Source organism: Micromonospora sp. NPDC051196, assembly GCF_040682415.1.
In the GTDB taxonomy this organism is placed as follows: Bacteria; Actinomycetota; Actinomycetes; order Mycobacteriales; family Micromonosporaceae; genus Micromonospora.
In genome coordinates this window covers 44,152-56,874 of sequence record NZ_JBFBAY010000023.1, presented here as the reverse complement: position 1 = coordinate 56,874, position 12,723 = coordinate 44,152, and the positions used below count along the sequence as shown (strand labels likewise).

Sequence of the window (12,723 nt, the reverse complement as noted above, 5' to 3'; positions counted from 1 at the left end):
ACCCCCACTCCCACACACCACCCGCCCGCACCCCGGGTCCTCGGCCCCCCCCCCCCCCGGGCCCCCCCGCGCCCCCCCCCCCCCCGCCCCCGGGGGGGGGGCCCCCCCCCCCCCCCCCCCCACGCCGATGCGTCAGCGACTCGCGCCGGCCCGGCGCTTGTTGTAGACGTCGAAGGCCACGGCGACGAGCAGCACCAGCCCCTTCACCACCGACTGCATCGACTGTTCGACGCCCATCAGCTGCATTCCGTTGCTCATCACGGCCATGATGAGGCCGCCCACCATGGCTCCCACCACGGTGCCCACGCCACCGGTGACGGCCGCGCCGCCGATGAACGCCGCAGCGATCGCGTCCAACTCGAACATGTTGCCGGCGGCCGGCTGGGCGCCGTTGGACCGTGAGGAGAAGATGATGCCGGCCACCGCGGACAGGAAGCCCATGTTGACGAAGATCCAGAAATTGACCGTACGGACCTTCACGCCCGACAGCATCGCCGCCGGCAGGTTGCCACCGATCGCGTAGACCTGCCGGCCGAACACGGTACGCCGGGTGAGCAGCCCGTAGACCAGCACCAGCACGGCCAGGATGATCAGCACGATGGGCAGGCCCCGGGCGTTGGCCAACTGCCAGGCGAACCACATGACCACCGCACCGACCAGGACCATCCGCGCGACGAACAGCGCGAACGACTCCACCGGCTGCTGGTAGCGGATCCGCGCCACCCGGGTGCGGAAGCAGCTCACCACGTAACCGGCCACCGCGATGCCACCGATTAACAGGGTGAAGGCGTCGTAGCCGTCACCGCCGATCAGTCCGTTGAGGAAACCGGCCGCGATCCGGTTGTACTCCGCCGGGAACGGCGACAGCGAGATGTTGTCGAGCACCCGCAGCGTCAGGCCACGGAACAGCAGCATGCCGGCGAGCGTCACGATGAAGGCGGGGATACCGACGTACGCGACCCAGAAGCCGTGCCACGCGCCGACGGCGAGCCCCACGGCCACCGCCGCCAGCACCCCGACCCACCACGGCTGCCCCTGCCGGATGACGACCACGGCGGAGACCGCGCCGGTCAGCGCCACCACCGAACCGACCGACAGGTCGATGTGCCCGCCGATGATCACGATGACCATGCCGATGGCGAGCACCAGGATGTACGAATACTGAAGGACGATGTTCGTGATGTTGCCGGGGCTCAGCGAGAGACCGTCGGTGAGGAACGCGAAGAGCGCGACGATGACGACGAGCGCCACGAAGATGCCGCTCTGCCGCAGATTATTCATGATCAGCGTACGCGGGTCGCTGCTGCCGACGTGCAGGGCGACGGCGGGAGCACTCTCGGCCGACCCGCCCTTGTGCACCGAGGAGGGCTTGGTGCTGGTCATCTGACGGATTCCTTGTCCTTCGCCATGAGTTCCATGAGCTTCTCCTGGGTCGCCTCAGCCGCCGGCAGCACGCCGGTGATCCGACCCGCCGAGAGGGTGTAGATGCGGTCGCACATGCCGAGCAGCTCCGGCAGTTCGGAGGAGATCATGACGACCGCCTTACCGTCGGCGACCAGCCGGTTGATGATCGTGTAGATCTCGAACTTCGCCCCGACGTCGATGCCCCGGGTCGGCTCGTCCAGGATCAACACGTCCGGGTCGGTGAACAGCCACTTCGAGAGGACGACCTTCTGCTGGTTGCCGCCGGACAGCTTGCCCACCACGGACAGCACACTCGGCGCCTTGATGTTCATGTCACGCCGGCTGGCCTCGGCGACCCGGGTCTCCTCGTTGTCGTGCACCCATCCGGCCCGGGCCAGCCTGCGCAGCCCGGCCGAGGACACGTTGTGCCGGATGTCGTCGATGAGGTTGAGCCCGAAGCGCTTGCGGTCCTCGGTCGCGTACGCGATGCCGTTGCCGATCGCCTCGGACACCGACCGTGCCCTGATCTCCTTACCGTGCATGTACAGCCGGCCGGAGATGTCCCGCCCGTACGAGCGCCCGAAGACGCTCATCGCCAGTTCGGTGCGGCCAGCGCCCATCAACCCGGCGATGCCGACCACCTCGCCGGCCCGTACGTCGAGGCTGGCACCGTCGACGACCAGCCGGTCCTGGGTGGGGTGCCGGACGGTCCAGTCCTCGATGCGCAGCACCTGCTCGCCGGGCGCGGAGACCCGGTCGGGATAGAAGCTGTCCAGGTCCCGGCCGACCATGCCGCGGATGATCCGATCCTGGGTCACCTCACCCGAGCCCATCTCCAGCCGCTCCACCGTCCGGCCGTCGCGCAGCACGGTGGTCGAGTCGGCGATCGAGGTGATCTCGTTGAGCTTGTGCGAGATCATGATGCAGGTGATGCCCTGGTCACGCAGCCGCCGCATCAGGTCCAGCAGGTGTGCCGAGTCGACGTCGTTGAGCGCGGCCGTCGGCTCGTCCAGGATCAGCAGCTTGACCTCTTTGGACAGCGCCTTGGCGATCTCGACCAGTTGCTGTTTGCCGACGCCGAGCTGCACCACGGGGGTGACCGGGTTCTCGTGCAGGCCGACCGAGGCGAGCAGCCGCGCCGCCTCGGCGTTGGTGCGGTTCCAGTCGATCAGGCCGCTGCGGCCACGGCGTTCGTTGCCGAGGAAGATGTTCTCGGCGATGGAGAGGTACGGCACCAGGGCTAGCTCCTGGTGGATGATGACGATGCCGTGGGCCTCGCTGTCGCGGATGCCGCGGAAGTCCACCGGCTTGCCGTCGAGCAGGATCTCGCCGGAGTAACTGCCGGACGGATAAACACCCGACAGCACTTTCATCAGGGTGGACTTGCCGGCGCCGTTCTCGCCGCAGATGGCGTGGATCTCGCCACGTCGTACGGCGAGCGAGACGTCCTGTAGCGCCGCCACCCCCGGGAAGGTCTTGGTGATGCGACGCATCTCAAGGATGTTGTCGTCCATGATCACCGTCCTGCGGTCTCGATCGTGGTGCGGGGCAGAGTGGTGCAGTCAGGGGTGGTCCGGGCTCGGCGGCGGATACCCACCGCCGAGCCCGGGGATATCGCCGTCAGCCCTTGGCCTGACCGGCGGCGACCTCCTCGGCGGTGAAGTAGCCGGAGTCGATCAGCACCGACTTGATGTCGTCCTTGAACACGGTCTGCACCGGCAGCAGGTAGGACGGGACGACCTTGACGCCGTTGTTGTAGGTCTCGGTGTCGTTGGCCTGCGGGGTCTTGTCCTGGAGGAACGACTCACCGGCGACCACCGCCTGCTCGGCCAGCAGCCGGGTGTCCTTGAAGATCGTGGAACTCTGCACGCCGTCGTTGATCAGCTTGACCGAGGCGATCTCGGCGTCCTGTCCGGTCACCACCGGCATGTCGCCGCGGTAGCCGGCGTTCTGCAAGGCGGTGATGATGCCGCGCGACAGGCCGTCGTACGGCGAGAGCACCCCGGCGACCTTGCTGCCGTCGTTGTAGCTCGACGTCAGCAGGTCCTCCATCCGCTTCTGCGCGCCCTCCTGCTGCCAGCGCAGGATCGCCACCTGATCGATCTTGGTCTGACCGGACTTCACCTTCAGCGTGCCGGCGTCCAGGAACGGCTTGAGGGTTTCCATGGCGCCGTTGAAGAAGAAGTGGGCGTTGTTGTCGTCGAGCGACCCGGCGAACAGTTCGATGTTGAACGGCCCGGTCGCCTCGCCCTTCCCGCCGTCCTTGGTCTGCAGGCCCAGACCGACGAGAAGCGCGGTGGCCTGCGCCACGCCGACCTTGAAGTTGTCGAAGCTGACGTAGAAGTCGACGTTCGGGCTGTCCCGGATGAGCCGGTCGTAGGCGATGACCGGGATCTTGGCATCGGCCGCCGCCTGCAACTGCCCGCTGAGCGCCGTGCCGTCGATCGCCGCGATGATCAGCACGTCGGCACCACGGGTGATCATCTGGTCGACCTGCTGCGACTGGGTGGGGATGTCGTCGCCGGCGTACTGAAGGTCCACCTTGTAGCCCTTGGCCTCCAGCTTCTCCTTGACGGAGTTGCCGTCGGCGATCCACCGCTCGGAGGTCTGGGTGGGCATCGAGACGCCGATGGTCAGATCGCCGGGCTTGTCGCTGTCATTGCCGCCACCGCCGGCGCCGTCACCACTGCAGGCCGCCATGCTCAGCGCCAGGACGACGCTACCGAGAGCGGCCAGGATTTTTCTGCTCACTGGCTTCCCCAATCTGAACTCGCGCCGTCAGCCGGCTGCGTGGGTCGCACTTGGAGGCCAAGTGTTAGCGCTCACATGTATCAGGTCAACACCTGCTCCGAAATCCAGCGGTCACGGTCTCGTAACGTTCCCACCGCTCCTCCGATCGGTCAGGTATCCGCAGGTCAGAGCGGTGTGGTGAGGCTCAGACCGACAAGCGTGGCGGGCATTTCCGCACCCGACATCGACGCTCGATGATACGCCCGATCCGACCGGTGACACCGAGCGCATTCCGTCAGCCACGCCCGCCCACACCGGATACCCGAGGGCTCGTGGACCACCACCGGCGCGCCGATCGGCGAACCCGGCCTTTCCGGCATGCCGCCAGGCCCGGCCTTGACACCGGAAGCGCCGGGGCAGATGCTCTGCTAAATCAGTTTAGCGACTGTATCCCCGGACACACCTCAGCCACTGCCAGGACACGCGTGCCCCGGGATGACGGGCCAGTCGCGTGCCACAAAGGAGGATCGATGAGACTGCGCAGGGCGCTGATCGCCGTCGCCACGGCGCTGGCGATCGGCATGTCCGGCACGGCCTACGCCGCAGCCGGTGACCGGGGCGGCACAGGCAACATCACCAGCATCACCCCCATCACCACCGTCTACACCTACGGCCAGAAGGTCTCGGCCGTGGCCGTCGAGTACCCGACGACGGTCAACCCGCGCACCCTGGACAACTCGACGTTCACGGTGTCCGACACGACGTACAACTTCCGCTTCAACCCGATCGAGGACCTGCCCAAGCTGGCCGAGCGGAAGATCACCCACACCTACACCAACAACGCGCCGACCACCCGCGCCGACCGCCGGTCGACGCCGGGCCGGTACGTCATTGTCGAGTTGGACCCGGACGAGAACCTCGGCTGGACGGTCGTGCTCTCCAAGTGCCCGACCTTCCTGTGCCACGTCAAGGTGAACGAGGACCTGCCGACCCGGGTGGTCCAGCGCAAGGATGTCCACGCCCAGCCGGGCAAGGGCAACGGCAAGGGTCCGGTGCTGTCCAAGGCGGCACCGAAGACCTCGCACCGAGTCACCGAGAAGGCCGTCAACCTGCTCGTCGACGACTTCCGGTACGGCTCGTACCTCAGCGGCGGCATGGTGCTGCCGTACCACTACCACCTGCCGAAGAACCACCAGCCCGGTAGGACGTACCCGCTGATGGTGGTCCTGCCCGGCCACGGCATGGGCTGGGACGGCGACAACCTGGGCGTACAGATCGCCGCCGACATCCCGGCGACGGCCTGGTTGCAGTCGAGTTGGACCGGTAGCACCGAGGACGTCATCGTGCTGGCCCCGCAGAACCAGCGGGTGGGCCTGCCTGCCGAGGGTGACCTGCTGATCAGGCTGGTCGAGCAGTTCGTCAAGGACCACCCGGTGGACACCGGCCGGGTGTACGCCACCACCGTGTCGTACGGCTCGCGCCTGCTGTGGGAGGCGTTCGCCAAGCGGCCCGACCTGTTCACCGCCGGCCTGGTCACCGGTGGCTTCCAGGTCAGCGCCGGCCAGGCGACCGCCATCGCCGCCGGTGAGGTCCCGCTCTGGATCACCCACGGCGTCAACGACCACCTGCTCAACATCTCGCTGGCACGCAACACGCATGCCGCGCTGCGGACGGCGTACGAAGCGCGGGGCAAGTCGCCCGAGCAGATCGCCGAACTGCTGCGCTACACCGAGTACGGCAACGAGGCGTTCTCCCTGCCGGACCACCACGCCGCCTACGGCCCGACGTACGAGGACAGCAGCATCCTGCGGTGGCTGCTGGCCCAGCGGTGACGAACCGGTGACCGCTGCACCCTGACTCGGTGCACGCCGGCCGCGGCACCCCCGTGGTACGCGGCCGGCGCGCCGGTCCGATGATCCGTGCCCGCGCTGATCCGTGCCCGCGCTGGAAGCGGGCACGGACGTGCCTCAGCCCCCGATCGCGATGGCGAAGATGTGCATGGTCGGTACGTTGGCCGCGGGTCGTGCGCTGATGTTGGGCAGCTCGATTCGGCTCACCGGCTTGTTCTGCAACGCCACCCCGACGTAGTAGACGCAGGCGGAGACGTTGTGCCGCTGGTTGCCGGGGCGGTTCTGGTACGCCGTCACAATGGCGGCGGTGCCACCGGCGTGCGGTCCGCCGTACCAGTCCGGGGTGCTCAACGTGAAGCCCTGCCGGGTGCCGTCGGCGTAGACCACCGTGGCGGTGCCCGACACGGCGCCGTAGGTGCCGGTCGCGAGAAAGCCGAGCGTACGCCCCGTGCCGGTCACGCTGATCGACTGCCCGGAGGCGATGGCGTTGTCGGCGCCGCCGGGGGCCACGTTGGGCCAGCGGAAGTTCACGCCGTTACGACTCACGGTGCTGCCCGGGGTGACCCCGGCCTGGGCCAGGGCCTGCGCGGAGAGGCTGGCGCCGTTGCCGTCGAAGTTGGCCGCGCCGGTGTTGGTGTCGTTGGTGGTGCTGGCGTTGGTGAAGCTCTGTTCCAGCGTCGGTGTGGTGGTCGCCGAGCCGGTGGCCCGGTAGGGGCGTCCACCCTGCACGGTGATCTCGATCAGGTCGGACTCGATCCGGGTGATCCTGGCCGGCGTGCCGTCGGTGGTGTCCACCACGGTGAAGGTGCCGGTGAACATCCGGCCACGGACGCGTACCGTGCCGGCGCGGTCCGGCCGGATGAGGACCTCGGTGGCCTGGCCGTTGCTCCAGGTGATGCCGACGGTGTGCCCACCCCGGCCCCGCAGGCCGCTGACCCGTCCGCTGGGCCAGGCCGCCGGCAGTGCGGGCAGCAGGTGGAGTTCGCCGGTGTGGCTGTGCAGGAGCATCTCGGCGATGCCGGCGGTGGCCCCGAAGTTGCCGTCGATCTGGAAGGGCGGGTGCAGGTCGAACATGTTGGGCGCCAGGCGGGTGGGGGTGGCGAGGTAGCGGATGAGGTCGTGGGCGCGGTTGCCTTGTTCGAGGCGGGCCCAGAAGTTGATTTTCCAGGCCAGCGACCAGCCGGTGCCGTCGTCGCCACGGATCTCCAGGGTCCGGCGGGCGGCCTCGAACAGTTGTGGGGTGCCGCGCCGGGTGATCTGGTTGCTGGGAGCGAGGCCGTAGAGGTGCGAGACGTGCCGGTGATTGCGTTCGGTCTCCACCCAGTCGTAGAGCCACTCCATGATGTTGCCGCGCGCCCCGACCCGGGTCGGGGCGAGCCGGTCGCGGGTGGCCCGGACCTGGGCGCGGAAGGTGGCGTCGGTGTTGAGGATCTCGCTGGCCCGGGCGCAGCCGTCGAAGAGGTCCCGCAGGATCTGGTTGTCCATGGTCGGGCCCGCGCAGACGCTGGCGTCGGCATGATGGCCGATCTCCGGTGAGTTGGACGGGTTGGTGACCAGGTAGCCGAGACTGGGCTCGGTGACCAGGGTGTCGAGGAAGAACTGGGCGGCGCCCTTCATGGCGGGGTAGTTGGCGCGCAGGAAGTCGAGGTCGCCGGTGAACAGGTAGTGGTCCCAGATCATGGTGGCCAGCCAGGCGCCGCCGGTCTGCCACATGCCCCAGAAGGCACCGTCGACCACGGACGAGCCGCGCCAGGCGTCGGTGTTGTGGTGGGTGACCCAGCCACCCGCGCCGTACTGGACCTGGGCGGTGCGGGCACCGCTGACGGTCAGATCCTGGATCATGGCGAACACCGGCTGGTAGCACTCCGACAGGTTGGTGGTGTCGGCCGGCCAGTAGTTCATCGGCAGGTTCGCGTTGATCGTGTACTTCGAGTCCCACGCCGGGGTCAACGAGTCGTTCCAGATGCCCTGGAGGTTCGCCGGCTGGGTGCCCGGCCGGGATGAGGAGATCAGCAGGTATCGACCGAACTGGAACAACAATGCCGAGAACTGCGGATCGTTCACCGTGTTGTGCTGCGCGATCCGTACGTCGGTCGGCTGGTCGGCCGCCGAGGTACGCCCCAGGTCGAGACTCACCCGACCGAACAACGCCTGGTAGTCGGCCACGTGCCGGGCGCGCAACTGGTCGTAGCTGCTGGCCCGCGCGGCGGTGAGGTGCCGACGCGCGATGCCCTGGTAGTCGCCGCCGACGTTGCGGAAGTTGACGTAGCTGGAGCCGATCGAGATCAGCAGGGTCACGCTGGTGGCGCCGGTGACCCGCAACGTCCCACCGGAACTGCTCACGCTGCCGCCGCTCACCGTGGCGTGCGCCAGGGCGAGGAACCGGACGGCGCCGGTGACGCCCTCCTGATTGCCGGAGACCCCGTCGAGCGCGATCGTGGCCCCGTCCGGGCTGGACACCGTGGTCCGCTGCGGGCTGTCGAAGGTTGCGGTGAAGGTGATCGAGGCGGACCGGTCGGCGGTCAACCGCATCGCGATCACCTGGTCCGGTGCGCTGGCGAAGACCTCCCGTTGGTAGCGCACCCCGTTCATCAGGTAGCTGACGGAGGTGGTCGCGTTGGTGAGATCCAACTGCCGGTTGTACTGCGAGGTGCCGGTGGCGCCGGGGAAGGCCAGTCGGAGATTGCCGACGGTCTGGTAGGCCAGTTGTCCGACCGGGTTGCCGAGCATGTTCTGGTTGATCAGGTTCTGGGCCTGGGTCCACTGGTTCGCAAAGACCAGCCGCCGGATCTCCGCGAGGGAGCCCAGGCCCCTGGGGTTGCTCGAGTCGTGCGGTCCGCCGGCCCAGACGGTGTCCTCGTTGAGCTGCAGTCGTTCCGTGTCGGTGTTGCCGAACACCATGGCGCCGAGTCGACCGTTGCCGATCGGGAGCGCACGTAGCCAGTCGGTGCCGGCGGCCCGGTCGTACCAGAGCGCGAGGTCGCCGGCCGCCAGCACCTGTGGGGGTGCCACCGAGTCGGCACGGGCGATCGCGGTCCACGGCAGCGGCAGCAGGGCACCTCCGGCACCCGCCGCGCCGATCTTGAGGGCCTGCCGTCGGGTCAGGTCTGACATCGATCCTCCAAGCGGTGACCGATCCCGGCCACCCGAAGCGCGGAAAACTGAATGAGCCAACCTCTGAATCAGCCCGTCGGGCCAGCCGCGGCCGCGATGCGTCAGGTCGCCGGTAGCCTGCAGAACAGGCAGACATCTGATGTGTTTCGGAAATGTTACTCCCGGCCGAGGTGATAGGCAATGGTCGATATTTGACCGCCGCGTCCGGTTCAACCTGGTCGAAGTCGCTGATGAACAGGCACTTGCGGGCAGCCGAACACCGCCCGCCGACGACCCTCGGGCAGGCCGGCGGACCCGGTCAGCGGGGCGGCTTACATCAGATGTTGGCGGATGTGCGCCCGGTATCAGGGCTGTTCGGTGGCGGCTTGCCGGCCCGGCCGCGACAGGTGGTCAGAGTGGTGCTCCGATCCGAGTCGGGCCAGCCGGTCGAGCGCGGCGGCACGGAGCACGGCGGCTTCGTCGACGGCGAGCCGCCGGGCGTGCTCGGCGATCAGGTCCGGTATCCGGTAGCGGGTCCCGCACTCGACGACCAGACGGCGTTCGCACAGGTCGGCCAAGGTCCGTCGAGCGTGCACCAGGGTCAAGTTGCCCAACGCCGCGGCCGCGCACACGTCGAAGTCCGGACCCGGGTGCAGGCCCAGATACCGGAACAACCGCCGCCGGCTGGCGGGCAGGGCCCGGTAGGAGAGGTCGAAGGCTCGCTCCTGCCCGGTCGCTTCGAGGGGCTGGTGGCGCACCCGGTCAAGCTGCTCGACGAACGCGGCGACCGTGCCGTTCGGCGTGCGCCCCGCGTACCTCACCTGGCCTGGCACCCGCATCAAGCTCCCCTCCTGCCAGCGGAATCCGGGAGTGGCCTTCGACCTGACGGTGGCCGTCGCAGCCGACGAAGGTGTCATACCCCCTGACCCCGGAAGATAAAATGTTATCGATAACATGGGAAGAGTCAATGGCACGGCTGGTCAGCGGGCCAACCAGCCACCGTCGACCGGGATGACCGCCCCGTGCAGATAGGCGGCTGCCTCGGAGGCCAGGAAGACGGTGATTCCGGCGAGATCCTCGGGCCGGCCCCAGCGCCCGGCCGGGATCCGCTCCAGGATCGCCTGGTTACGCTCCGGCTGCTCGCGCAACGCCTGGGTGTTGTCCGTACTGATGTAGCCCGGTGCGATGGCGTTGACGTTGACCCCGTGCCGCGCCCACTCGTTGGCCAGCGCACGGGTCAGCCCGGCGATTCCCGACTTCGCGGCAGCGTAGCCGGGCACCGTGATGCCCCCTTGGAAGCTCAGCATCGACGCGGTAAAGATGATCTTTCCGCTACCACGGGCGATCATGCCCCGACCGACCTCACGGGCGAGCACGAACGGGGCGGAGAGATCGACCTCCAGCACATGGTCCCAGTCGGTGTCGGCATGCTCGGCAGCCGGCGCGCGGCGGATCGTGCCGGCGTTGTTGACCAGGATGTCGATCGGCCGGTCCCGCTGGCCGAGCCACCGTGCGAGGGCCCGGACGGCGTCCCGGTCGGACAGGTCCGCCCGGTACGGCAGGAAGGATCGACCGTGCGCGTGCACCCGGTCCGCGACCTCGCTGCCGGTCTGTTCCAGCGCGGCGCTCACCCCGATCACGTCGGCACCGGCCGCCGCGAGAGCCTCCGCCATCGCCAGGCCGATGCCGCGCCGGCAGCCGGTCACCACGGCCAGCCGGCCGTTGAGGTCGAACAGGTTCACGCGTTTCCTCCACAGTCGACGAGCACCTTGACGTCACCACCGGCGGCCAGAGCCTGGAACGCCTGCGCCACCTCGGTCAGCGGCACGATGCGGGAGATCAGTCGATCGGCGGGCACCTGGCCGCCGTGCACCAGGCGGACCGCCTCGACGTAGTCCGCGTGCTCGTAGACGCGTACCCCGATCACCTCAAGCTCGCGCCAGAAGATCCGGTGCAGGTCCACCTCGCGCGGCGTGGGATGGATCGCCACGACGACCAGCCGACCGCGTACGGCGAGCAGGTCGGTCGCGGTACGGACACCGGCCGCCGAGCCGGACACCTCGTACACCACCTCGGCACCGGCTCCCCCGGTCACCTCCCGGACGTACCCGGCGACATCGACCGTGGTCGGATCGACCGTGGACAGGCCGAGGTCGGCGGCGAGTTCGCGGCGCCACGGGTCGAGTTCGAGCACGGTCACCTCGGCACCGGTTGCCCGCGCGACCGTGCCGATGAGCAACCCGACCGGGCCGGCGCCGATGACCACCGCGTGTTCACCGGCGACCAGCCGGGACCGCCGCACGTCGTGTACGGCCACTGCGGTCGGCTCCACCAGCGCGGCGTGTGCCAGCGACAACTCCTGCGGCAGCGGTACCAGGATCCGCGCCGGCACCGTCCAGGACTGCTGCATCGAGCCGGGCGAGTCGATGCCGACGAAGTTGAGCCGATGACAGATGTGGGTGTGCCCGGCACGGCAGGCAGGGCAGTCGCCGCACCAGTCCAGGGGCATCACCGTCACCGGATCACCCACCCGGTGGCCCTCGACGCCCGTGCCGAGTTCCGCGATCCGGCCCGACATCTCGTGCCCGATCACCGCCGGTACGCGAACCCGCTGGTCCATCGCGCCGTGGGCGATGTGCAGGTCGGTGCCGCAGATGCCGGTGTAGGCGACGTCGATGCGGACCTGCCCGGGGCCGGGCGGCACCGGGTCGGCCTGCTTCACGACGAAGGTCTGCTCGCCGATGTAGTACGCGCTGCGGTTCACGCCGCCTCCTCGGTCAGGTGCTGTGACAGGGCGTTGCGCCGGTTCCGGTGCCTGGGCGGCGCGACGGACCTCGACGGCGACAAACGTCCGACGTCTCTATAGTGGTGAGGGTTGCCGGTGCCGGCCACGAAAGGCGGATCCACGCCGAAGACGCGAGGCAGGCCGGTCCGAAGGGGGCGTGGATGGCACTGACCGACGACGCGATCGCGAAGATCCGGAGCATGATCCAGAGCGGTGAGCTGCCACCGGGGGCGCGGCTGCCACCGGAACCGCAACTGGCCGCGCAGATGGGGTTGTCCCGCAGCGGGGTCCGCGAGGCGGTGAAGGTGCTCGAGTCGGCCCGGGTGCTCGACGTACGACGCGGCGACGGCACCTACGTGACCAGCCTCGCTCCCCGACTGCTGCTGGAAGGGCTGGGCGTCGCGGTGGAACTGCTGCGCGACGACACCCTGCTGGAGGTGATGGAGGTACGCCGGATGCTGGAGCCGGTGGCCACCGGCCTGGCGGCGCTGCGGATGACCGACACCGAACTCGACGAACTGGCCCGGATTCTGGAGGACATGCTGGCGGCGGCCGACGACGCCGAGAAGCTGATCCAGTTCGACACCGCCTTCCACCACACCGTCATCGCGACCACCGGCAACGAGACCCTCACCTCGCTGCTGGACGGGCTCTCCAGCCGTACGCTGCGGGCCCGGGTCTGGCGGGGTCTGATCGAGGGCAACTCGGCGCACAAGACGATCGACGAGCACCACGCGATCTACCTCGCCCTGCGCTCGCGCGATCAACTGCTCGCCCAGGCCAGTGCGCTGATCCATGTGAACACCTCCGAGGCGTGGTTGCGTACGGTGCTCGCGGCCAAGGCGGCGGACGCCTAGCGAC

General features: G+C 68.7%; 9 protein-coding genes. 2 read left to right on the top strand and 7 right to left on the bottom strand.

Annotation, left to right across the window (positions count from 1 at the left end):
• Window positions 1-132: 132 nt before the first annotated feature.
• The 3 genes from mmsB to chvE form a co-directional block, all read right to left on the bottom strand.
• Window positions 133-1,383 carry a multiple monosaccharide ABC transporter permease gene (gene mmsB / locus AB0M35_RS27185; protein WP_363748831.1) on the bottom strand — a complete coding sequence of 417 codons (1,251 nt, stop codon included), beginning with the start codon at window positions 1,381-1,383 and terminating at the stop codon, window positions 133-135.
• Entirely contained in the window at window positions 1,380-2,918 is a 1,539-nt protein-coding gene (mmsA, locus tag AB0M35_RS27180; RefSeq protein WP_363748830.1) for a multiple monosaccharide ABC transporter ATP-binding protein, read from the bottom strand. The genes mmsB and mmsA overlap by 4 nt, the downstream gene beginning before the upstream one ends.
• A gap of 106 nt (window positions 2,919-3,024) precedes the next feature.
• Window positions 3,025-4,155 carry a multiple monosaccharide ABC transporter substrate-binding protein gene (gene chvE / locus AB0M35_RS27175; RefSeq protein ID WP_363748829.1) on the bottom strand — a complete coding sequence of 377 codons (1,131 nt, stop codon included), beginning with the start codon at window positions 4,153-4,155 and terminating at the stop codon, window positions 3,025-3,027.
• 509 nt (window positions 4,156-4,664) lie between these two features.
• Between chvE and AB0M35_RS27170 the strand changes: the two genes are divergently transcribed.
• A complete protein-coding gene (locus AB0M35_RS27170) occupies window positions 4,665-5,966 on the top strand; it encodes a hypothetical protein (RefSeq protein WP_363748828.1) in 1,302 nt (433 codons plus the stop codon).
• Between the two features lie 135 nt (window positions 5,967-6,101).
• Here AB0M35_RS27170 and AB0M35_RS27165 read toward each other — a convergent pair whose 3' ends face one another.
• The 4 genes from AB0M35_RS27165 to AB0M35_RS27150 form a co-directional block, all read right to left on the bottom strand.
• Window positions 6,102-9,098, bottom strand: coding sequence for a glycoside hydrolase family 95 protein (locus AB0M35_RS27165; protein WP_363748827.1), 2,997 nt, complete (start codon window positions 9,096-9,098; stop codon window positions 6,102-6,104).
• A 344-nt stretch (window positions 9,099-9,442) separates the two neighbouring features.
• Window positions 9,443-9,910, bottom strand: coding sequence for a hypothetical protein (locus tag AB0M35_RS27160; protein WP_363748826.1), 468 nt, complete (start codon window positions 9,908-9,910; stop codon window positions 9,443-9,445).
• Between the two features lie 147 nt (window positions 9,911-10,057).
• A complete protein-coding gene (locus AB0M35_RS27155) occupies window positions 10,058-10,819 on the bottom strand; it encodes an SDR family oxidoreductase (protein WP_363748825.1) in 762 nt (253 codons plus the stop codon).
• Entirely contained in the window at window positions 10,816-11,841 is a 1,026-nt protein-coding gene (locus AB0M35_RS27150) for an alcohol dehydrogenase catalytic domain-containing protein (RefSeq protein ID WP_363748824.1), read from the bottom strand. The genes AB0M35_RS27155 and AB0M35_RS27150 overlap by 4 nt, the downstream gene beginning before the upstream one ends.
• 182 nt (window positions 11,842-12,023) lie before the next feature.
• Between AB0M35_RS27150 and AB0M35_RS27145 the strand changes: the two genes are divergently transcribed.
• Window positions 12,024-12,719: a FadR/GntR family transcriptional regulator gene (locus AB0M35_RS27145; RefSeq protein ID WP_363748823.1), complete on the top strand. Its 696-nt coding sequence runs from the start codon at window positions 12,024-12,026 to the stop codon at window positions 12,717-12,719.
• The last annotated feature ends 4 nt before the right edge of the window (window positions 12,720-12,723 follow it).